The sequence below is a fragment of the Pantoea sp. UBA7232 genome, from assembly GCF_002473195.1.
GTDB classification, from domain to species: domain Bacteria; phylum Pseudomonadota; class Gammaproteobacteria; order Enterobacterales; family Enterobacteriaceae; genus Pantoea; species Pantoea eucrina.
In genome coordinates this window covers 63,906-86,421 of the sequence record NZ_DKTK01000012.1, presented here as the reverse complement: position 1 = coordinate 86,421, position 22,516 = coordinate 63,906, and the positions used below count along the sequence as shown (strand labels likewise).

At 56.8% G+C, this 22,516-nt stretch carries 17 protein-coding genes; 12 read left to right on the top strand and 5 right to left on the bottom strand.

The features are described 5' to 3' along the window. The first annotated feature begins 25 nt into the window (after positions 1 to 25). Both ampD and ampE read left to right on the top strand, forming a co-directional pair. Positions 26 to 577, top strand: a complete 552-nt coding sequence (ampD, locus tag B4056_RS12475) for a 1,6-anhydro-N-acetylmuramyl-L-alanine amidase AmpD (RefSeq protein WP_288654892.1) — start codon at positions 26 to 28, stop codon at positions 575 to 577. A gap of 16 nt (positions 578 to 593) precedes the next feature. Then, positions 594 to 1,439: a beta-lactamase regulator AmpE gene (ampE, locus tag B4056_RS12470; protein ID WP_039382616.1), complete on the top strand. Its 846-nt coding sequence runs from the start codon at positions 594 to 596 to the stop codon at positions 1,437 to 1,439. On the opposite strand, the gene B4056_RS12465 is transcribed toward ampE, so the two are convergent. The 3 genes from B4056_RS12465 to aroP form a co-directional block, all read right to left on the bottom strand. Next, the gene (locus tag B4056_RS12465) at positions 1,421 to 2,374 is read right to left on the bottom strand and encodes a family 43 glycosylhydrolase (protein WP_094110737.1); all 954 of its coding nucleotides are present in this window, start codon (positions 2,372 to 2,374) and stop codon (positions 1,421 to 1,423) included. The two genes, ampE and B4056_RS12465, sit on opposite strands and share 19 nt — an antisense overlap. Then, positions 2,371 to 3,777: a glycoside-pentoside-hexuronide (GPH):cation symporter gene (locus B4056_RS12460; RefSeq protein ID WP_113654997.1), complete on the bottom strand. Its 1,407-nt coding sequence runs from the start codon at positions 3,775 to 3,777 to the stop codon at positions 2,371 to 2,373. The genes B4056_RS12465 and B4056_RS12460 overlap by 4 nt, the downstream gene beginning before the upstream one ends. Positions 3,778 to 3,937: 160 nt before the next feature. Next, positions 3,938 to 5,293: an aromatic amino acid transporter AroP gene (gene aroP, locus B4056_RS12455; protein WP_288654889.1), complete on the bottom strand. Its 1,356-nt coding sequence runs from the start codon at positions 5,291 to 5,293 to the stop codon at positions 3,938 to 3,940. Positions 5,294 to 5,816: 523 nt separating this feature from the next. Here aroP and pdhR point away from each other — a divergent pair. The 6 genes from pdhR (at position 5,817) to yacL (ending at position 16,359) form a co-directional block, all read left to right on the top strand. Then, positions 5,817 to 6,581: a pyruvate dehydrogenase complex transcriptional repressor PdhR gene (gene pdhR / locus B4056_RS12450; protein WP_039382625.1), complete on the top strand. Its 765-nt coding sequence runs from the start codon at positions 5,817 to 5,819 to the stop codon at positions 6,579 to 6,581. A 126-nt stretch (positions 6,582 to 6,707) separates the two neighbouring features. Further along, positions 6,708 to 9,383, top strand: a complete 2,676-nt coding sequence (gene aceE, locus B4056_RS12445; RefSeq protein ID WP_288654887.1) for a pyruvate dehydrogenase (acetyl-transferring), homodimeric type — start codon at positions 6,708 to 6,710, stop codon at positions 9,381 to 9,383. A 13-nt stretch (positions 9,384 to 9,396) separates the two neighbouring features. Further along, positions 9,397 to 11,295, top strand: a complete 1,899-nt coding sequence (gene aceF, locus B4056_RS12440; protein ID WP_288654886.1) for a pyruvate dehydrogenase complex dihydrolipoyllysine-residue acetyltransferase — start codon at positions 9,397 to 9,399, stop codon at positions 11,293 to 11,295. A gap of 173 nt (positions 11,296 to 11,468) precedes the next feature. After that, positions 11,469 to 12,893 carry a dihydrolipoyl dehydrogenase gene (gene lpdA / locus B4056_RS12435; protein ID WP_039385712.1) on the top strand — a complete coding sequence of 475 codons (1,425 nt, stop codon included), beginning with the start codon at positions 11,469 to 11,471 and terminating at the stop codon, positions 12,891 to 12,893. Positions 12,894 to 13,228: 335 nt separating this feature from the next. Continuing rightward, positions 13,229 to 15,826: a bifunctional aconitate hydratase 2/2-methylisocitrate dehydratase gene (acnB, locus tag B4056_RS12430; protein ID WP_113654999.1), complete on the top strand. Its 2,598-nt coding sequence runs from the start codon at positions 13,229 to 13,231 to the stop codon at positions 15,824 to 15,826. A 170-nt stretch (positions 15,827 to 15,996) separates the two neighbouring features. Next, a complete protein-coding gene (gene yacL, locus B4056_RS12425) occupies positions 15,997 to 16,359 on the top strand; it encodes a protein YacL (RefSeq protein ID WP_094110740.1) in 363 nt (120 codons plus the stop codon). A 26-nt stretch (positions 16,360 to 16,385) separates the two neighbouring features. On the opposite strand, the gene B4056_RS12420 is transcribed toward yacL, so the two are convergent. Beyond that, a complete protein-coding gene (locus B4056_RS12420; protein WP_039382635.1) occupies positions 16,386 to 16,733 on the bottom strand; it encodes a YacC family pilotin-like protein in 348 nt (115 codons plus the stop codon). A 166-nt stretch (positions 16,734 to 16,899) separates the two neighbouring features. Between B4056_RS12420 and cueO the strand changes: the two genes are divergently transcribed. Continuing rightward, complete coding sequence (cueO, locus tag B4056_RS12415; protein ID WP_150034737.1) at positions 16,900 to 18,498, top strand: multicopper oxidase CueO; 1,599 nt, start codon at positions 16,900 to 16,902, stop codon at positions 18,496 to 18,498. A 42-nt stretch (positions 18,499 to 18,540) separates the two neighbouring features. Here cueO and B4056_RS12410 read toward each other — a convergent pair whose 3' ends face one another. Further along, positions 18,541 to 19,833 carry a cystathionine gamma-synthase family protein gene (locus B4056_RS12410; RefSeq protein WP_071669064.1) on the bottom strand — a complete coding sequence of 431 codons (1,293 nt, stop codon included), beginning with the start codon at positions 19,831 to 19,833 and terminating at the stop codon, positions 18,541 to 18,543. 167 nt (positions 19,834 to 20,000) lie between these two features. Here B4056_RS12410 and hpt point away from each other — a divergent pair, with 167 nt between their 5' ends. From hpt to B4056_RS12395, 3 genes are all read left to right on the top strand, one after another. Then, a complete protein-coding gene (hpt, locus tag B4056_RS12405; RefSeq protein ID WP_094110743.1) occupies positions 20,001 to 20,537 on the top strand; it encodes a hypoxanthine phosphoribosyltransferase in 537 nt (178 codons plus the stop codon). 235 nt (positions 20,538 to 20,772) lie between these two features. Next, complete coding sequence (locus B4056_RS12400) at positions 20,773 to 21,699, top strand: ABC transporter ATP-binding protein (protein WP_039382642.1); 927 nt, start codon at positions 20,773 to 20,775, stop codon at positions 21,697 to 21,699. After that, entirely contained in the window at positions 21,696 to 22,466 is a 771-nt protein-coding gene (locus B4056_RS12395; protein ID WP_039382646.1) for an ABC transporter permease, read from the top strand. Before B4056_RS12400 ends, B4056_RS12395 begins: the two co-directional genes overlap by 4 nt. The last annotated feature ends 50 nt before the right edge of the window (positions 22,467 to 22,516 follow it).

The following is a 22,516-nucleotide window of genomic DNA, read 5'->3' as shown; positions in this document are numbered from 1 at the left end:
CCTGATTTTGCTAAGGATGAGAGAGATGAAACTGGAACAGGGCTGGATCAGCAGCGCCCGTAAGGTGCCCTCGCCCCACTTTAATGCACGCCCCGATAATGAAGCGCCGTCGCTGCTGGTGATCCACAACATCAGTTTGCCACCGGGCGAATTTGGCGGACCGTGGATCGATCGTCTGTTTACCGGCTCGCTGCCTGCCGATGCACACCCCTATTTTGCTGATATCGCGCAGCTGCGCGTGGCAGCGCACTGCCTGATCCGCCGCGACGGTGAGCTGGTACAGTACGTCTCACTAAACGAGCGCGCCTGGCATGCGGGCGTTTCGGCTTTCAGCGGGCGGGAAAACTGCAACGACTTTTCTATTGGTATTGAGCTGGAAGGCACCGACACGCTGCCTTACACCGACGCCCAGTACGCCATGCTGCAGCAGGTCACCGCGCTGCTGCAGCAGCACTATCCGCTGGCCGCCGATCGTATTACCGGCCATAGCGATATTGCACCCGGGCGTAAAACCGATCCGGGCCCGGCGTTTGACTGGTCACGCTATAAACAGGGTACTATTCAGGAGAATACCTGACACCGCAGGAGCCATTATGACGTTGTTTAGTTTGTTACTTGTTCTGGGATGGGAACGCCTGTTTAAAATGGGCGAACACTGGCAGCTGGATCACCGGCTGGAGCCGCTGTTCCGTGGCCGGCAGCGCTTTTCGCTGCCGCGCACGCTTCTGATGACCGCAGCAGCCATGCTGCTGGTGTGGCTGGTGGTCTGGAGTCTGCATGGCCTGCTGTTCGGGCTGCTGCAGCTGCTGTTCTGGATTGTGACCGGACTGCTCTGTATCGGCGCCGGTTCTGCGCGACAGCATTATCATAACTATCTGCAGGCTGCCAGCCGTGATGATGAGGCGGCGCACCAGGCGATGGCTGCAGAGCTGACGCTCATTCATGGCGTGCCGGCAAACTGCAGCGAGCGTGAGTTCCTGCGCGAGCTGCAGAATGCGCTTATCTGGATCAACTTCCGTTTCTATCTCGCTCCGCTGTTCTGGTTCGTGGTCGGAGGGCCGGTGCTGCTGGTGGGGTACGCTTTTCTGCGCGCCTGGCAGAGCTGGCTGGCACGACACGCATCAGATCAGGCACGCGCTGCCTCAGGTGTTGATGCGCTGCTGCACGTGCTGGACTGGATCCCGGTGCGGCTGGCTGGCGTCGCTTATGCGCTGCTGGGTCACGGCGAGCGCGCGCTGCCCGCCTGGTTTGCTTCTCTGAGCGACCTCCATCGCGCTCAGTATCAGGTGCTGACCAGCCTGGCGCAGTTCTCGCTGGCGCGCGATCCGCACACGGATAAAGTCGCCACCCCACGCGTGGCGGTGGCGCTGGCAAAACGCACTTCGCTGGTGCTGGTGGTGGTGGTGGCGCTCCTGACTATCTACGGCACGCTGGTGTGATCTGCCGGAGGCACGCCAAAATCGGGCGTGCCATCCTCGCGCCAGCTGAAATATTTCAGGCGCGTATGGCGATTGGGATCCCACAGCGGATCGCCCTCAATTTCCGTGTAGTTGCGGGCGTGATAAACCAGCACGTCGCGTCCCGCTTCATCCGTCGTAAAACTATTGTGTCCCGGCCCGTACTGCTGATTTTCCCAGCTGGTGGTAAACACCGGCCGCGCTGACTTCTGCCAGGCGATGCGATCGCGCGGATCGGCCTGCACGTCAATACTCAGCATACCCAGACAGTAGTTTTCATCGGTCGCGCTGGCGGAGTAGGTCACAAACAGCCGGTTGCCGTGACGGATCGCCGCCGGACCTTCGTTAACGCTGAAGCCGGCACACTCCCACTCATATTCAGGCCGGCTCAGCATCACCGGCGTGCCTTTAAGCGTCCAGGGGTTAAGCAGCTCGGCCAGATAAAGATTGGAATTACCGGGAATAGCGGGATCTTTTTGTGCCCAGAGATACCAGTTTTTACCCTGATGGACGAAATGGGTGGCGTCCAGCGCAAAGCTATCGAACTGCGTTTCGACCCGGCGACAGGGCTGCCAGTAGCCGGTCAGCGGATCGGCATTATCGCAGACCAGCGCATACATGCGATGCTGAAACAGTCCCTCTTTGATCTCCCGGCTCGGCGCCGCCGCAAAGTAGATGACCCACTGACCATTAATGTGGTGCAGCTCGGGCGCCCAGATCAGCTCACTGTATTCACCCTGATCCGGCTTGCGCCAGACGGTAACGGCGGGTGCCTCACGCAGTCCCGCAAGCGTGCTGGCGTGGCGCAGCTCCAGCCGATCGTATTCCGGTACTGAGGCGATAAAGTAGTAGCCAGCGCCGTGCCGCAGAATAAAGGGATCGGCGCGCTGCGTAATAAAAGGGTTAGGCCAGGTCATTTGATCTCTCCGGGTTGAGTGGTTGCGACCGGGGATGGAGCGGACAAATCGCGAAAGTTAGCGCGGCGCAGCGCCAGGTCATCCTGAATCGTGCGCATCAGCTTGCGATCCACTTTCATCAGGCGCACTACGCCTGCGGTGATCAGATAGCCGACACCGGGTATTACGGTAAAGAGCAGCATAATGCCGTTGACGGCGCTGGCGGACTGCTGTTTTGCACCCGCGTCATAGCCGTAAACCGACAGCAAAAAGCCGACCATGGCACCCGCAACCGCCAGCCCGACCTTGAGAAAAAAGAGATTGCCGGAAAAGCTCATACCGGTAATACGCTTGCCGGTTTTCCACTCGCCATAGTCATCCACATCGGCCATCAGCGACCAGTGCAGCGGCGAGGGGATCTGATGCAGAATATTCAGCAGGAAATAGGCCACCACCACCGTGACGGTAGCGTGTGGATCGATCCAGTAAAACCCGCAGGAGAAGAGCGCCAGGGCGATATTGGTCCAGAAAAAGACCTTCAGCTTGCACCAGCGGTCGGTGAGATATTTTGCCAGCGTGCTGCCACCCATCATGCCGATCACGCCAAGGCTGATAAACAGCGTGGCAAAATGCGTCGACTGGCCCATGACCCAGGTCACGTAATACATGGTGGCCGCCATGCGGATAAAGCCGGGACAGACGTTGCAGAAGGTCAGCAGCAGAATGCGCACCCACTGATCGTTTTTCCAGATATCGCGCAGGTCTTTCTTCAGATCGTCATGCGTCGGCACCGCAGGCCGGATTCGTTCGCGGACGTTAGCAAAACAGAACAGAAACATCGCCAGGCCAATCAGCGCCAGCACGCTCATCGCCAGCTGATAGCCGCGCGCCTTGTTGTCACCGCCAAACCACTCCGCCATAGGCAGCAGTGAGAGTGAGAGGATCAGCGTGGCGACACCCACCATCACGAAGCGATAAGACTGACAGGAAACGCGCTCGCCCGGATCGCTGGTGATAACGCCGCCCAGTGAACAGTAGGGAATATTGATGGCGGTATAGGTCAGCGACATCAGGAAATAGGTGACAAAGGCCCAGATAACTTTGTTTTCATAGCTCCAGTCCGGCGTGGTAAACATCAGTACGCTGAACAGAACATATGGCACTGAGACCCAGAGCAGCCAGGGACGGAAGCGGCCCCATCGGCTCTGGGTACGATCCGCTATCGCGCCCATGATGGGGTCTGTTACCGCATCCAGCACGCGTACCGAAAGCAGCAGTACGCCGACCAGCGCAGGTGCCAGGCCAAAAACATCGGTGTAGAAGTAGTTCAGAAACAGCATGATCGCGCCACCAATCATGTTACAGCCGGCATCGCCCATGCCATATCCCAGTTTTTCTCTGAATGAGAGTGCAGCACTTTTCATCGTCGTCTCCTGCGACAAGTGGAGCGAAAAGTATCAGCGCAAACGGCTGGCAGAGGTGATCAACAATGAGTCGCGTAGATGGACAAAACGGGTGCAGGAAAAAAAGTGTGAGGACGATCGGCAGAGGTGCCCGGTCAGATGAACCGGGCACGCGGGACTATCAGGCTTTCTGCGTTTTGTTTTTAATGGCGTAACCCACCGCCAGAATAACCAGCCAGACCGGAATCAGCCATACCGAGATCGCCATTCCAGGCGTCATCGCCATGATCACCAGCACGGCGGCCATAAACAGCAGGCAGAGCCAGTTACCGGCCGGGTAGAGCACCGCGCGGAAGCGCGTAGTGACACCCTGCTGATCTTTCTTACGGCGGAATTTCATATGTGCCAGGCTAATCATCGCCCAGTTGATAACCAGGGCCGACACCACCAGAGACATCAGGATGCCAAAGGCTTCTCCCGGCATAAGATAGTTAATCAACACGCACAGCGCGGTAGCGACCGCTGAGACCATAATGGTGGCAACCGGTACGCCACGACGATCAACCCTGAGCAGCGCTTTTGGCGCATTGCCCTGCTGGGCCAGGCCGAACAGCATACGACTGTTGCAGTAAACACAGCTGTTATAGACCGAGAGCGCCGCCGTCAGGATCACGACGTTCAGCGCATTCGCGACCAGCGCATCACCCAGCTCATGGAAGATCAGGACAAACGGACTGGTGTCAGCGGTGACGCGCGTCCAGGGCAGCAGCGACAGCAGCACTGCCAGTGAGCCAATGTAAAAAATCAGAATGCGCCACAGCACCTGATTAGTGGCTTTAGGAATGCTCTCTTCCGGGTTGTCCGCTTCTGCAGCGGTAATGCCTACCAGCTCCAGGCCGCCAAAGGAGAACATAATAATTGCCATCATCATAACCAGACCGGTCATGCCGTGCGGCAGAAAGCCGCCCTGAGCCCACAGGTTGCTGACGGATGCCTGCGGACCGGCGTTGCCGCTGAACAGCAGCCAGCTGCCAAACAGGATCATGCCGATAACGGCCACGACTTTGATAATGGCGAACCAGAACTCCATCTCACCAAATACTTTGACGTTGGTCAGGTTAATAGCATTGATGACGACAAAGAAAATAGCGGCACTGGCCCAGGCAGGGAAATCGGGATACCAGAACTGAATATATTTGCCGACGGCGCTGAGCTCGGCCATCGCAACCAGCACATAGAGCACCCAGTAGTTCCAGCCAGAGGCGAAGCCGGCAAAATTGCCCCAGTATTTGTAGGCAAAATGGCTGAAGCTGCCGGCAACCGGCTCCTCAACCACCATTTCGCCCAGCTGGCGCATAATTAAAAAGGCGATAAATCCGGCAATGGCATAACCCAGAATCACGGCCGGGCCGGCAGATTTAATAACTGATGCGCTACCCAGAAACAGGCCGGTGCCGACGGCACCGCCCAGCGCGATCAGCTGGATATGGCGATTCTTCAGGCCGCGATGCAGCGCTTCGCCATGCTGTTGTTCCATACAAACCTCTTTGTATTGTTATTGTGCGCCTGCAGTGCCCGCACTTAAGGCTGTGATACTGCGTGTAATCTTTTCTTTACGAATTCAGACTGGCTCTCTGTAGCGAGACGCTATTCAGGCGACCAGAATAGTGATAAGCGCGCGACTTTGCACCTGCTTTTGCTTTTTGTGCTAAGGAGTGATGGAAAAAGCAGCGATTTACTCTGTGGTTTCCCTTGCGCTATTTCTGCCATGAATAATGCTTAAACACGAATAGCTTTCGCTTATGGCGTATAAGAGAAATGACCGCTTTTGCAGTGTAAGGTTTGGTAAAAGTGAAACCTGTTAACAACTTCGCGCAGTTGTTTCTTTTTCCTGCTACTACGGCGGCTTAAGGCGTGATGCCTGGGTTCAGGGCTATATCGGGCTGGAAGTAAGAGAGTGGCCATATAGACACAAGGTGAATACTTTGTTACTTTACGGGCACCATTTTTCAATTGGTATTACCAATTTACTCCAGACGTTTGGCTTATAAGAAGGGAAGATGGCTTATAGTAAAATTCGCCAGCCCAAGCTCTCCGATGCGATAGAGCAGCAGCTGGAATCCCTGATTATGGAAGGGACCCTTCAGCCGGGTGAGAAACTGCTCCCCGAGCGCGAACTGGCCAAACAGTTTGATGTCTCACGTCCATCGCTACGCGAAGCGATTCAGAGTCTGGAAGCCAAAGGTTTACTGCTGCGTCGCCAGGGTGGCGGCACATTTGTGCAGCAGAACCTCTGGCAGAGCTTAAGCGACCCCCTGGTCGGGCTGCTGGCCCAGCATCCGGAATCTCAGTTCGATCTGCTGGAAACCCGTCATGCGCTGGAAGGCGTGGCTGCCTACTACGCAGCGCTGCGCGGTACCGATGAAGATCTGCAGCGTATTCGCGACTGCCATCTTCAGATTCAGCAGGCGCAGGAGAGCGGCGATCTCGACGCCGAAGCGGACGCCGTCATGAAGTATCAGATTGCGGTCACGGAAGCGGCGCATAATGTGGTGCTGCTGCACCTGCTGCGCTCTATGAGCCCGATGCTGGAACAAAACGTACGTCAGAATTTCGAATTGCTCTACGCTCGCCGCGAAATGCTGGCGAAAGTGAGCGAGCATCGCGCCAGTATTTTTGCGGCGATTGTGGCGCGCGAGCCGGAACAGGCCCGCGAAGCCTCGCATCGTCATCTGGCGTTTATAGAGGAAATCTTGCTGGACAGAAGTCGGGAGCAGAGCCGTCGTGAACGCTCCCTGCGTCGTTTACAGCAACGCAAGGAATAACGTACGGCAACGAACGTGCGACATAAACGACGGGCCTGTCTTCTTGTGCTGTGAACCTGAAGCACAACACAAGCAGACAGGCTCCTGATAATTCAACGTATTAGACACAGATAAGGAATACCCCCCATGTCAGAACGTTTACAGAATGACGTGGATCCGATCGAAACTCGTGACTGGCTACAGGCGATCGAATCGGTCATCCGTGAAGAAGGTGTTGAGCGTGCGCAGTATCTGATTGATCAGGTCCTGAGCGCTGCCCGCAAAGGTGGTGTAAAAGTAGCTGGCGGTGGCGGTGCTGCTGCAGCGATCAGCAACTATATCAACACCATTGCGACAGAAGATGAGCCGGACTATCCGGGCAACACCTCTCTCGAACGTCGTATCCGTTCCGCAATTCGCTGGAACGCCATTGTTTCAGTTCTGCGTGCGTCGAAGAAAGATCTGGAGCTGGGGGGACACCTCTCTTCTTTCCAGAGCTCTGCCACAATCTATGAAGTGTGCTTCAACCACTTCTTCCGTGCACGCAGCGAAAAAGATGGCGGCGATCTGGTCTACTTCCAGGGTCACATTTCTCCAGGCATCTACTCACGTGCGTTCCTTGAAGGACGTCTGACTGAAGAGCAGATGAATAACTTCCGTCAGGAAGTGCACGGCAACGGCCTGTCATCATATCCGCATCCAAAACTGATGCCGGACTTCTGGCAGTTCCCGACCGTTTCAATGGGTCTGGGTCCGCTGAACGCTATCTATCAGGCGAAGTTCCTGAAGTACCTGGAGCATCGCGGCCTGAAAGATACGTCTGGTCAGACGGTGTACGCTTTCCTTGGCGATGGCGAGATGGATGAACCGGAATCCAAAGGTGCTATCACCATTGCGACCCGTGAGAAACTGGACAACCTGGTCTTCATCATCAACTGTAACCTGCAGCGTCTGGATGGCCCGGTCACCGGTAACGGTAAGATCATCAACGAGCTGGAAGGCATCTTTGCCGGTGCTGGCTGGAACGTGATCAAAGTGATCTGGGGCGGACGCTGGGATGAGTTGCTGAAGAAAGACACCAGCGGCAAACTGATTCAGCTGATGAACGAAACCGTTGACGGCGACTATCAGACCTTTAAATCACGCGACGGCGCCTATGTGCGCGAGCACTTCTTCGGTAAATACCCGGAGACCGCTGCGCTGGTGAAAGACTGGTCAGACGAAGAGATTTTCGCGCTGAACCGCGGTGGCCACGATCCGAAGAAAATCTACGCTGCCCTGAAAAAGGCGCAGGAGACCAAAGGTCAGCCAACGCTGATTCTGGCTCATACCATTAAAGGTTATGGTATGGGTGATACCGCGGAAGGCAAAAATATCGCCCACCAGGTCAAGAAGATGAACATGGATGGCGTACGCTACATCCGCGATCGCTTCAATGTGCCAGTGGCTGATGAGAAAATCGAAGAGCTGCCTTACATCACCTTTGAAAAAGGCTCAGAAGAGTACAACTACCTGCACGGCCAGCGTGAGAAGCTGGGTGGCTATCTGCCAACCCGTCAGGCGGAGTTCACTGAGAAGCTGGAAATGCCGACGCTGGAAGAGTTCAAACCTCTGCTGGAAGAGCAGAGCAAAGAGATCTCTACCACGATCGCTTTCGTGCGTGCGCTGAACGTGATGCTGAAGAACAAGTCGATCAAAGATCGTCTGGTGCCAATCCTCGCGGATGAAGCCCGTACTTTTGGTATGGAAGGCCTGTTCCGTCAGATCGGTATCTACAGCCCGAACGGCCAGCAGTATACGCCGCAGGACCGCGAGCAGGTTGCTTATTATAAAGAAGATGAGAAAGGTCAGATTCTGCAGGAAGGGATCAACGAGCTGGGCGCAGGTTCATCCTGGCTGGCAGCGGCGACCTCTTACAGCACCAACAACCTGCCGATGATCCCGTTCTACATCTACTACTCCATGTTTGGCTTCCAGCGCATTGGCGATCTGATGTGGCTGGCGGGCGATCAGCAGGCGCGTGGCTTCCTGGTTGGCGGTACGTCGGGCCGTACAACGCTGAACGGCGAAGGTCTGCAGCATGAAGATGGCCACAGCCATATTCAGTCGCTGACCATCCCTAACTGCATCTCCTACGATCCTTCCTACGCGTATGAAGTGGCGGTGATCATGCAGGATGGCCTGGTGCGTATGTATGGTGAAGCGCAGGAAAACATCTACTACTACATCACCACGCTGAACGAAAACTACCACATGCCGGCGATGCCGCAGGGTGCGGAAGAGGGTATCCGTAAGGGTATCTACAAGCTGGAAGAAGTCGAAGGCAAGAAAGGCAAAGTGCAGCTGCTGGGCTCAGGCTCTATTCTGCGCCACGTGCGCGAAGCGGCACAGATTCTGGCGAAAGAGTACGGTATCGGCTCTGATGTCTACAGCGTAACCTCGTTCACCGAGCTGGCGCGAGATGGTCAGGATTGCGAACGCTGGAACATGCTGCATCCGACTGAAACGCCACGCGTGCCTTACATCGCTCAGGTGATGAACGATGCGCCGGCCGTAGCGTCAACCGACTACATGAAGCTGTTCGCAGAACAGGTCCGCAGCTACGTGCCAGCCAGCGACTACCGCGTGCTGGGTACCGATGGCTTCGGTCGTTCTGACAGCCGTGAAAATCTGCGTCATCACTTCGAAGTGGATGCGTCATATGTGGTAGTGGCTGCGCTGGGTGAGCTGGCTAAACGCGGCGAAATCGAGAAGCAGGTGGTAGCGGACGCTATCGCTAAATTCGATATCGACGCTGATAAAGTTAACCCGCGTCTGGCTTAAGAGGTAAAGAGTAATGGCTATCGAAATTAACGTACCGGATATCGGGTCGGACGAAGTTGAAGTCACCGAAATCCTGGTGAAGGTGGGCGACAGCGTTGAAGCTGAGCAGTCGCTGATCTCTGTGGAAGGCGATAAAGCCTCGATGGAAGTGCCTTCGCCGCAGGCGGGCGTGGTTAAAGAGATCAAAATCGCCGTCGGTGACAAAGTGAATACCGGCTCGCTGATTATGGTGTTTGACGCTGAAGGTGCGGCAGAAGCTGCACCGGCTGCCGAAGAGAAAAAAGCAGAAGCCGCGCCGGCTCCTGCTGCTGCAACGGCAACCGCCAGCAAAGAGGTTAACGTACCGGATATCGGTGGTGATGAAGTCGAAGTCACAGAGATCCTGGTTAAAGTGGGCGACAAGGTTGAAGCTGAGCAGTCGCTGATCACCGTTGAAGGCGACAAAGCTTCAATGGAAGTGCCTGCGCCGTTTGCTGGCGTAGTGAAAGAGATCAAAATCGCTACCGGCGATAAAGTGAACACCGGTTCACTGATTATGATCTTTGACGCAGAAGGCGACGCACCGGCTGCCGACGCGAAACCACAGATGAAAGAAGAGGCGACCTCCGCCCCGGCTGCAGCTGCAGGCGCGAAAGAAGTAAACGTACCGGATATCGGCGGTGATGAAGTTGAAGTGACCGAGGTACTGGTGAAAGCGGGCGATAAAGTCACCGCTGAGCAGTCGCTGATTGTGGTTGAAGGCGATAAAGCCTCTATGGAAGTGCCGGCGCCGTTTGCCGGTACGGTAAAAGAGCTGAAAGTGGCCACCGGTGACAAAGTCAGTACCGGCTCACTGATCATGATCTTTGAAGTGGAAGGCGGCGCACCATCGCCAGCACCGGCAGCCAAACCGGAAGCGGCCGCCGCGCCGGCGAAAGCGGAGGCTAAACCCGCTGCAGCACCTGCGCCGGCTAAAGCGGAAGCGAAAAGTGAGTTCGCTGAGAATGACGCCTATGTGCACGCCACGCCGGTGATCCGTCGTCTGGCGCGCGAGTTTGGCGTTAACCTGGCGAAGGTGAGAGGCACCGGGCGTAAGGGCCGCATCCTGAAAGAGGATGTGCAGACTTACGTGAAAGAGGCGGTGAAACGCGCTGAGGCTGCGCCAGCTGCTGCTGCAGGCGGCGGTCTGCCAGGCATGCTGCCATGGCCGAAGGTAGACTTCAGCAAGTTTGGTGAAGTGGAAGAAGTGGAGCTGGGCCGTATCCAGAAAATCTCTGGTGCTAACCTGAGCCGTAACTGGGTCATGATCCCGCACGTTACGCACTTCGATAAAACCGATATCACCGATCTGGAAGCGTTCCGCAAGCAGCAGAACGCGGAAGCCGAGAAACGCAAGCTGGATGTGAAGTTCACCCCGGTGGTGTTCATCATGAAAGCGGTTGCGGCGGCCCTGGAGCAGATGCCGCGTTTCAACAGCTCGCTGTCTGAAGATGGTCAGAAACTGACGCTGAAGAAATACATCAACATCGGCGTGGCGGTTGATACGCCAAATGGTCTGGTGGTTCCGGTGTTCAAGGATGTTAATAAGAAAGGCATCACTGAACTCTCGCGTGAGCTGATGGCAACCTCGAAGAAAGCACGCGATGGCAAACTGACCGCCAGCGATATGCAGGGCGGCTGTTTCACCATCTCCAGCCTTGGCGGCCTGGGCACGACGCACTTCGCGCCTATCGTCAACGCGCCGGAAGTGGCGATCCTTGGCGTCTCCAAATCGGCCATGGAGCCGGTCTGGAACGGTAAAGAGTTTGCACCGCGTCTGATGATGCCGATCTCGCTCTCGTTTGACCACCGCGTGATCGACGGTGCTGATGGTGCGCGTTTCATCACCATCATCAACAATATGCTGTCTGATATTCGCCGTCTGGTGATGTGAAGTTAATCAAGGCCGGCAAATGCCGGCCTTGTTGTAAGCATTCAGTTGTTACCGCGGTTGGCAGTTTATTAACAATTCTGTAAACTCTCGCGGTGAAATGTCCCGGTGGCGACAGGGTAGCATGAGCCTGGGAAAGGTCGCTCTGACCGCCGGCAATCTAACAAGAGGTCATGATGAGTACAGAGATTAAAACTCAAGTCGTGGTACTTGGGGCAGGTCCTGCAGGTTACTCTGCAGCCTTCCGTTGCGCTGACTTAGGTCTGGAGACCGTTCTGGTTGAGCGCTACAACACCCTCGGTGGTGTTTGTCTGAACGTGGGCTGTATCCCGTCAAAAGCGCTGCTGCACGTCGCGAAAGTGATTGAAGAAGCGAAAGCGCTGGAAGAGCACGGCATCGTGTTTGGTCAGCCGCAGACAGACATTAACAAAATCCGCACCTGGAAAGAGAAGGTGATCAACCAGCTGACCGGCGGTCTGGCCGGAATGGCGAAAGGCCGTAAGGTCAAAGTCGTAAACGGTCTGGGTAAATTCACCGGTGCCAACACCCTGGTGGTTGAAGGTGAGGGTGGCGCAACCACCATCAACTTCGATAACGCAATCATCGCCGCAGGCTCACGCCCTATCGAGCTGCCGTTTATCCCGCATCACGATCCGCGCGTCTGGGACTCTACGTCAGCGCTGGAGCTGCGTGAAGTGCCGAAGCGTCTGCTGGTCATGGGCGGCGGCATCATCGGTCTGGAGATGGCGACAGTTTACCATGCGCTGGGTTCAGAGATTGACGTGGTTGAGATGTTTGACCAGGTGATCCCGGCAGCGGATAAAGACGTGGTTAAAGTCTTTACCAAGCGTATCAGCAAGAAATTCAATCTGATGCTGGAAACCAAAGTCACCGCGGTTGACGCGAAAGATGACGGTATCTATGTGTCGATGGAAGGTAAAAAAGCGCCTGCTGAGGCGCAGCGCTATGACGCGGTGCTGGTCGCCATTGGCCGCGTGCCAAACGGTAAAGGCCTCGACGCCGGTAAAGCGGGCGTGGAAGTAGACGAGCGCGGCTTTATCCGTGTCGATAAGCAGATGCGTACCAATGTGCCGCACATCTACGCTATCGGTGATATCGTGGGTCAGCCTATGCTGGCGCATAAAGGCGTGCACGAAGGCCACGTTGCCGCTGAGGTCATCTCTGGTCTGAAGCACTACTTCGATCCGAAAGTGATCCCATCCATCGCCTACACCGAGCCGGAAGTTGCATGGGTAGGTCTGACTGAGAAAGAAGCCAAAGAGAAGGGCATCAGCTACGAAGTCTCCACCTTCCCATGGGCGGCCTCAGGCCGTGCTATCGCTTCTGACTGCGCTGACGGCATGACCAAGCTGATCTTTGACAAAGAGACGCATCGCGTTATCGGCGGTGCTGTAGTCGGCACCAACGGCGGCGAGCTGCTGGGTGAAATCGGTCTGGCGATCGAAATGGGTTGTGATGCCGAAGATATCGCGCTCACCATCCATGCGCACCCGACGCTGCATGAATCAGTTGGTCTTGCCGCTGAAATCTTTGAGGGCAGCATCACCGATCTGCCAAACGCGAAAGCGAAGAAGAAGTAAGTTTCACTTCTGCGATCAACGGCTCCTGCGGGGGCCGTTTTTTTTTGCTGTTACAGCCGCAGGCATAACTAAAGGTTAGCCAGATCATTTTCTGCCACGCTGAAAGTTATGATCTGAAAACCGCCTGCCGCATATCTGCCGCTTTTTTTTCCGTCTGCAGGGGAATACCCGGACAGTTATGCCGGAAATTGGCTGGATGTTGCTTTTTTGTAAACAGATTAACAATCAGGCGAAATCCTGCTATGCTGGCCGACGCAGAACCGGGCACCTCACCCTACTGTTTAACAGCATCAAGGTGTACCGGAAAGCTATACAATGAGAGCGAGGAGAACGTCGTGCTAGAAGAATACCGTAAGCACGTTGCCGAGCGTGCTGCCCAGGGAATCGTACCTAAGCCGTTAGATGCTTCCCAGATGGCCGCGCTGGTTGAACTGCTGAAAAGCCCGCCTGCGGGTGAAGAAGAATTTCTGGTTGACCTGCTGGTTAACCGCGTCCCGCCAGGCGTTGATGAAGCCGCCTATGTTAAAGCCGGTTTCCTGGCTGCTGTCGCAACGGGCGAAGCCCACTCTCCTCTGGTTACGCGCGAGAAAGCTGTTGAACTGCTGGGCACCATGCAGGGTGGCTATAATATCCACGCGCTGATTGAAGCGCTCGACGACGAAGCACTGGCACCGATTGCCGCTGAAGCGCTGTCCCATACGCTGCTGATGTTCGACAACTTCTACGATGTGGAAGAGAAAGCCAAAGCGGGTAACGCCCACGCAAAAAAAATCCTGCAATCCTGGGCTGATGCCGAGTGGTTCCTGAAGCGTCCTAAGCTGGCTGAAAAAATCACCACCACCGTGTTCAAAGTGACCGGCGAAACCAACACCGACGACCTCTCTCCGGCGCCGGATGCGTGGTCGCGCCCGGATATTCCACTGCATGCGCTGGCGATGCTGAAAAACCCGCGTGATGGTATTGAGCCAGACGAGGCGGGCAACATTGGCCCGATTAAACAGATTCAGGCGCTGCAGCAGAAAGGCTTCCCGCTGACGTATGTCGGCGACGTCGTGGGTACCGGCTCATCACGTAAATCCGCCACCAACTCGGTGCTGTGGTTTATGGGTGAAGATATCCCGTACGTGCCGAACAAAAAGGGCGGCGGTCTCTGCCTAGGCGGTAAAATTGCCCCGATTTTCTTCAACACCATGGAAGATGCCGGCGCGCTGCCGATCGAACTGGATGTTGAGCGCCTGAACATGGGCGATGTGATTGACGTTTACCCGTATAAAGGCGAAGTCCGCAGTCACGAAACCAATGAACTGCTGGCAACCTTTGAACTGAAAACCGATGTGCTGCTGGATGAAGTCCGCGCCGGCGGCCGTATTCCGCTGATTATCGGTCGCGGCCTGACGACGAAAGCACGCGAGTCACTCGGCCTGCCGGCAAGCGACGTCTTTGTGCAGGCGAAAGATATCGCCACCAGCACGCGCGGCTACTCGCTGGCGCAGAAGATGGTGGGCCGCGCCTGTGGCGTTGAGGGTATTCGTCCGGGCGCGTACTGCGAGCCGAAGATGACCTCTGTGGGTTCACAGGATACCACCGGTCCGATGACGCGCGATGAGCTGAAAGACCTGGCGTGCCTCGGCTTCTCCGCCGATCTGGTGATGCAATCCTTCTGCCACACCGCGGCCTATCCGAAGCCGGTTGATGTGACCACGCACCATACGCTGCCGGATTTCATCATGAACCGCGGTGGCGTCTCGCTGCGTCCGGGCGATGGTATTATTCACAGCTGGCTGAACCGTATGCTGCTGCCGGATACCGTTGGCACCGGCGGTGACTCACACACCCGCTTCCCGATTGGCATCTCTTTCCCGGCGGGTTCCGGCCTGGTGGCGTTTGCCGCTGCGACTGGCGTGATGCCGCTCGATATGCCGGAATCGGTGCTGGTGCGCTTTAAGGGCACCATGCAGCCGGGCATTACGCTGCGCGATCTGGTACACGCTATCCCGCTGTACGCGATTAAGCAGGGCCTGCTGACGGTAGAGAAGAAGGGCAAGAAAAACATCTTCTCCGGCCGTATTCTGGAGATCGAAGGTCTGCCGGATCTGAAAGTTGAGCAGGCTTTTGAGCTGTCTGATGCCTCCGCTGAGCGTTCTGCTGCCGGTTGTACCATCAAGCTGGATAAAGCGCCGATCATCGAGTACCTGAACTCCAACATCGTCCTGCTGAAGTGGATGATCTCGGAAGGCTACGGCGATCGCCGTACGCTGGAGCGCCGCGTTGAGGGCATGGAGAAATGGCTGGCCGATCCGCAGCTGCTGGAAGGCGATGCAGATGCAGAATACGCTGCGGTGATCGAGATCGATCTGGCGGATATCAAAGAGCCGATTCTGTGTGCACCAAACGATCCGGATGATGCGCGCTGGCTCTCTGACGTGCAGGGCGAGAAGATTGACGAAGTGTTTATCGGCTCCTGCATGACCAATATCGGTCACTTCCGCGCGGCCGGTAAGCTGCTGGACGCGCATAAGGGCCAGCTGCCGACGCGTCTCTGGGTGGCTCCGCCAACCAAGATGGATGCGGCGCAGCTTACCGAAGAGGGCTACTACAGCGTCTTTGGTAAAAGCGGTGCGCGTATTGAGATCCCGGGCTGTTCGCTCTGCATGGGTAACCAGGCACGCGTGCAGGACGGTGCGACGGTGGTCTCCACGTCGACCCGTAACTTCCCGAACCGTCTGGGTAACGGCGCCAACGTCTTCCTGGCATCAGCCGAGCTGGCTGCCGTCGCTTCGCTGCTTGGCAAACTGCCAACGCCGGACGAGTATCAGCAGTTTATGGTGCAGGTGGATAAAACGGCCGGCGACACCTATCGCTATCTCAACTTTGACCAGCTGGGTCAATATACCGAGAAAGCGGACAGCGTGATTTTCCAGACCGCCGTATAACGCGACGGGTAAATCGGGGGGGATGATGCAAATCATCCCCCTTTTTTTATGCCTTTTTTACCGGCGGCACTCCCGGCATAATGCGAGCGCGATCCCACTTTATTACGCGCGCTGCGCTCAGAATGCACATAAACGTGCAGTCCGGCGCGCTACTGGTATGAGGTAACCCAATGGAGTATGAATTTTTACGCGATATCACCGGCCAGGTCAGGGTGCGCATGTCGATGGATCACGAAGCGGTAGGCCACTGGTTTAACGAAGAGGTCCGCGACAACGCCGGGCTGCTGGATGAAGTGGAGGCGGCGGCGCGTGCGGTAAAAGGCACCCATCAGCAGTGGCAGCGTATCGGACATGAGTACACGCTGTGGCTGGATGAAGAAGAGGTGATGATCCGCGCTAACCAGCTGGCGCTTGAGGATGAGGGGCTGGAAGAGGGCATGGCCTACTACGATGAAGAGAGTCTCTCGTTCTGCGGCGTGGAGGACTTTCTGGCGGTCATCGCGGCTTACCGGCAGTTTATGGCGGGCAGATAACCGGCACCGCGCCACATGATCCATTCTTACTTAACGTAGGCCAGCAGGCTCAGTGAATCACGCGCCAGCGATTTGCACTTCTTATCGTTATTGATTGCAATGCCGCTCAGATCTTTATAGCTCTCTTCGCCCAGCGCTTTCATGTTGTAGCTGCTGTAGTTGCTCAAATCCCAGCGGTTCTGCTGGGCAAAAAACACCAGCGCTTTGCGAATTTGTGCATCCGGCAGCGCCTGGTAGCCGCAGTCGTTTTTCAGATAGACAAAGACCGCCGTCAGGTCAGCCAGATCTTCCGCTTCAGACTCGCTCAGCGCAAAACTGCTGGTGGAGAAGCCAAAGAGTCCCGCCAGCAGCAGGATCTTAATGCTTTTTGTCATAATGGTTCTCAGCAAAGGACAATCCATTGACGTTAGCACAGTTACCGTCCGGATTCCGCTTCTTTTACCCCGGCGACGGGCAGGCTACTATTTTGCTGCCCGGCACTTGACCCTCCCGCAGGGGCAGGGTTTAGGCTGGGTGCCTCATTATCACAAGGATATGCGTATGCAACGTCGCACTTTTCTCAAACTGACCGCGGCGCTCAGCGCGGCAGGCGCACTGCCGCTATGGAGCCGCTCACTGATGGCGGCTACGCGGCCGCTGCTGCCGATCCCTGCGCTGCTTGAGCCAGATGCGCGCGGTCACTACAGCCTTACCGCCATGACGGGCAGCACGCAGTGGCAGGATAAAGCGGTGCCGACATGGGGCTATAACGGCAGCCTGCTCGGGCCGGTTCTGCGCCTGCAGCGGGAGAAGCGCGTCACGGTCAATATTCATAACCGGCTGCCGGAAGCGACCACCGTACACTGGCACGGCCTGGCTATCCCGGGGGACGTGGATGGAGGCCCGCAGGCGATTATCGCGCCCGGTGCCACGCGGCAGGTGAGCTTTACCCCCGATCAGCCGGCGGCGACCTGCTGGTTTCATCCGCATCTGCACGGCAAAACCGGTCATCAGGTGGCGCAGGGATTAGCCGGGCTGGTGCTGCTGGAGGATGAAGCGTCCGGCAAGCTGCGCCTGCCGATGCAGTGGGGAGCCGATGACGTACCGCTGATTTTCCAGGATAAACAGCTTAATAGCGCCGGCACGCATATCGATTATCAGCTGGATGTGATGCGCGCGGCGGTAGGCTGGTTTGGCGATATGATGCTGACCAACGGCGTGCAGTATCCGCAGCACGCCGTGCCGCGCGGCTGGCTGCGGCTGCGGCTGCTTAACGGCTGTAACGCCCGCTCGCTGGAGATCGCCACCAGCGATAAACGACCAGTCTATGTGGTGGGCAGCGATGGCGGACTGCTCGCTGAACCGGTACAGGTGACGTCGCTGTCACTGCTGCCGGGCGAGCGCTTTGAGGTGCTGATCGATACCTCTGACGGGCAGCCTTTTGATATCGTCACGCTGCCGGTGACGCAGATGGGGATGACGCTGCCGCCGTTTGATCGGCCACTGCCGCTGGTGCAGATCCTGCCGCTGCGCATTATGGCGAGCGGGACGCTGCCGGACACCCTGGTGGATCTGCCGCCGCTGCCTGCCAGTGACGGCGTACAGAACCGCTGGCTGCAGCTGATGATGGATCCGCAGCTGGATAAGCAGGGGATGCAGGCGCTGATGGATCGCTATGGCCATCAGGCGATGGGGGGCGCGGCAGACCATGGCGCGGCAGAGACGCACAGCGGACACGATGCCATGCCAATGGAACAGAGCGAACATGGCGCGATGCCGATGGATCACGGTGCGCACGACGCTGCCGCATACGATTTTCACCACGGCAATAAGATCAACGGTGAAGCGTTTAACATGCAGAAGCCGATGTTTGCCGTGCCACTGGGTAAAACCGAGAAGTGGACGATTTCAGGCGAGGGCGATGCGATGCTGCATCCGTTCCATATTCACGGTGCACAGTTCCGTATCCTGTCAGAAAACGGCAAGCCGCCTGCCGCGCATCGTGCCGGCTGGAAAGATATGGTTAACGTCAACGGCTGGCGCAGCGAAGTCTTAGTGCGGTTCGACTATGCTGCCAGCGCGGAGCATGCCTATATGGCACACTGCCATCTGCTGGAGCACGAAGATACCGGCATGATGCTCGGCTTCACGGTCGCGTAGCGAGCCAGACGACCGCAAGGGCGGCATCTGAGCCGCTCGGCGTCAGCCGCCGTCTGCCGCCTCCAGCGCCTGGCTGATATCCGCAATCAGGTCGTCCGGATGCTCAATCCCGATCGACAGGCGCACCGTCGCGTCGCTGATGCCAATGCGCTGACGTACCGCCAGCGGCACGCCAGAGTGGGTGGTGCTGGCCGGATGGCTGGCGAGCGACTCGGTGCCGCCCAGGCTTACCGCCAGCTTAAACAGCGTCAGCGCGTTGAGAAAGCGGAAAGCCGCAGGTTCACCGCCCTGAATATCAAAGGAGAAGGTCGAGCCGGCGCCGCTGCACTGACGCCGGTACGTTTCTCCGGCCGCACTCTGTGCGTCAAGATAGGGCAGCCAGAACAGCGCCGCGACCTGAGGCCGGTCGCGCAGGAAGGCGGCGACCCGTTCCGCATTTGCGGCGGCTTTCTCCATGCGCAGCGCCAGCGTCTCCAGCGAACGGCCAATCATCCAGCTTGAGTGCGGGTCGAGCTGCGTGCCGATCGCGCTGCGCAGCGCGCGCACAGATTTCATCAGCGTCCGGCTGCCCAGCGCGGCGCCGGCGATAAGGTCGGAGTGGCCGCCCACATATTTGGTCAGCGAATAGAGCGAGATATCTGCGCCATGCTGCAGCGGATGCTGAAACAGCGGCCCCAGCAGCGTATTATCGCAGGCGATAACCGGACGCGAACCCTGCTGCTGTGCAATGACATCCGCCACCTGCGCAATAAGCCGGATATCCACCAGGCTGTTGGTGGGGTTGGCTGGCGTCTCGATCAGGATCAGGGCGACCCGGCCACGCTGCCACGCCAGCTTCGCCGCCTCATAAACCTTATCTTCATCCGTACCCTCGCTGAACCCTACGGCTTTAATTTCCAGATCGTGCAGCGTCTTGCTCAGCAGCGTTTCTGTGCCGCCATACAGCGGCTGTGAATGCAGGATCACCTCGCCCGGCCGCGCAAACGCAAGCAGCGTAGTGGCAATGGCTGACATACCGGAAGAGAAGAGCACCGCGCTCTCAGCGCCTTCATAGATCGCCAGACGATCTTCAACGATTTCGCTGTTGGGATGGTTAAAGCGTGAATAGACCAGCCCGCCGCTCTGACCAGCAGGCGGCTGACGGCGACCCGATACATAATCAAAAAAATCTTTGCCCTCTTCGGCACTGTTGAAAACAAAGGTTGAGGTAAGAAACACCGGCGGTTTTACCGCGCCTTCTGACAGCCGCGGATCGTAACCGTAATTGAGCATCTGCGTTTCCGGATGCAGCGTGCGCCGATCGGAAGGTTCTTTATTGCTGGATGAGTTTGCCATAGCAGCTCCGGCTGAATCAGGATAAAGCGCGTAAACCCTGCTATAGAGTTAATGCCATCGCGGGAAATTTTGCTACGTAATCGTTTGCGTTTTGCGGGCGCGGTTAGCCATCAGGCGCATTGTGATAGACTGCGGAGCTTTCTGAAAACCTTAACCAGGCGAACGCAATGAAACACACCGTTGATGTGATGATCTCCCGGGAGGAGATTGCAACCCGTATTGCCGAGCTGGGCAAACAGATCAGTGAAGCCTACCGCGACAGCGGCAGCGAGATGGTGCTGGTTGGTCTGCTGCGCGGCTCCTTTATGTTTATGGCCGATCTGTGTCGGGCGATTGATGTTCCGCATGAGGTCGACTTTATGACCGCCTCCAGCTACGGCAGCGGCATGTCGTCGTCACGCGACGTCAAAATCCTGAAAGATCTCGATGAAGATATTCGCGGTAAAGATGTGCTGATCGTGGAAGATATCATCGACTCCGGCAACACGCTGAGCAAAGTGCGTGAGATCCTGCGCCTGCGTGAGCCAAAATCGCTGGCCATCTGCACGCTGCTGGATAAACCCGAGCGTCGTGAAGTTGAGGTGCCGGTCGAATATGTCGGCTTTACCATTCCCGATGAGTTTGTCGTGGGCTTTGGCATCGACTACGCGCAGCGCTATCGTCATCTGCCTTATATCGGCAAAGTCACCATGCAGGACGCATAACCGCACAATCTACCTGGGTCATTTTGGCCGTTCCGGGATAGAATCAGCCGCCCGTAAGTGACTGACTTGCGGGCCTGATGCACTTTTCTGCACGATACAGCGCGTCATGCGCTCCCCGCAGGCGCACCACGTCTGATTTCAACACAAATTCTGCTGAATTCGCCGCACGTCTGGCGCGGGCGCACTATCATTTTCATCAGGCTTTGATGTCACAACAACAGGATATGGACTCGCAATGACTTATGCACTGGAACTTTCCGGGCTGACCAAGACCTATCCCGGCGGCGTACAGGCGCTGAAAGGTCTCGATCTGAACGTAGAAGCGGGCGATTTTTACGCTCTGCTGGGACCCAACGGCGCCGGCAAATCGACCACCATTGGGATTATCAGCTCACTGGTCAATAAATCTGGCGGCAGCGTTCGGGTATTTGGTTACGACCTGCAAAAAGATGTGGTCAATGCCAAGCGCCAGCTCGGGCTGGTGCCGCAGGAGTTCAACTTTAACCCGTTTGAAACCGTGATGCAGATCGTCGTAAACCAGGCAGGCTATTACGGCGTGGAGCGGGCAGAGGCGAACAAACGTGCGGAGAAGTATCTTAACCAGCTCGATCTGTGGGGCAAACGCAATGAGCGCGCCCGCATGCTTTCAGGCGGTATGAAGCGCCGCCTGATGATTGCGCGTGCGCTGATGCATGAGCCCAAGCTGCTGATTCTGGATGAGCCAACGGCCGGTGTGGATATTGAGCTGCGCCGCTCCATGTGGGTGTTTCTGAAAGAGCTGAATGCGAAAGGCACCACGATTATCCTCACCACGCACTATCTGGAAGAGGCAGAGATGCTGTGTCGCAATATCGGCATTATTCAGAGCGGCGAACTGGTGGAGAATACCTCCATGAAAGGCCTGCTCTCTAAACTGAAATCGGAAACCTTTATTCTCGATCTCGCCCCGCGCAGCGCGCTGCCGCAGCTGGAGGGCTTTCAGTATCGCCTGGTGGATACCTCGACGCTGGAAGTGGAAGTGATGCGTGAGCAGGGGCTTAACAGCGTATTCAGTCAGCTGAGCGCGCAGGGCGTACAGGTGCTGAGCATGCGTAACAAGGCAAACCGGCTGGAAGAGCTGTTTGTGGGACTGACACAGGGTAAAGCAGGAGGCAGAGCATGACGCATCTTTATTGGGTCGCGTTAAAGAGTATCTGGAGCAAAGAGATTAACCGGTTTGCCCGCATCTGGATCCAGACGCTGGTCCCGCCGGTGATCACCATGACGCTCTACTTTATTATTTTCGGTAACCTGATTGGTTCACGCATTGGCGACATGCACGGCTTCAGCTATATGCAGTTTATCGTGCCGGGCCTGATTATGATGTCGGTGATCACCAACGCCTATGCTAACGTCGCCTCCTCTTTTTTCAGCGCAAAATTCCAGCGCAATATTGAAGAGCTGCTGGTGGCACCGGTGCCGACCCACATCATCATTGCCGGCTATGTCGGCGGCGGCGTGGCGCGTGGCGTCTGCGTGGGGATCCTGGTGACGGCGGTCTCGCTCTTCTTTGTGCCGTTCCACGTTTTCTCCTGGCCAATGGTTGCCATCACTCTGCTGCTGACCGCGGTGCTCTTTTCGCTGGCGGGTCTGCTCAACGCGGTGTTCGCCCGCACGTTTGATGATATCAGCCTGATCCCGACCTTTGTGCTGACGCCGCTGACTTATCTGGGCGGCGTCTTCTATTCGCTGGCGCTGCTGCCGCCATTCTGGCAGGCAGTCTCGAAGCTGAATCCGGTGGTGTATATGATCAGCGGCTTCCGGTACGGCTTCCTCGGCATTAACGATGTGCCGCTGGTGTTTACGCTGTCGGTGCTGTTAGCGTTTATCGTAGTGTTTTATGTGCTGGTGTATACGCTGATCCAGCGCGGTCGCGGCTTACGCACCTGAATCTTATTTAGCAGGATAATAAACAGGGGCGCCGGAAGGGCGCCCCTGTT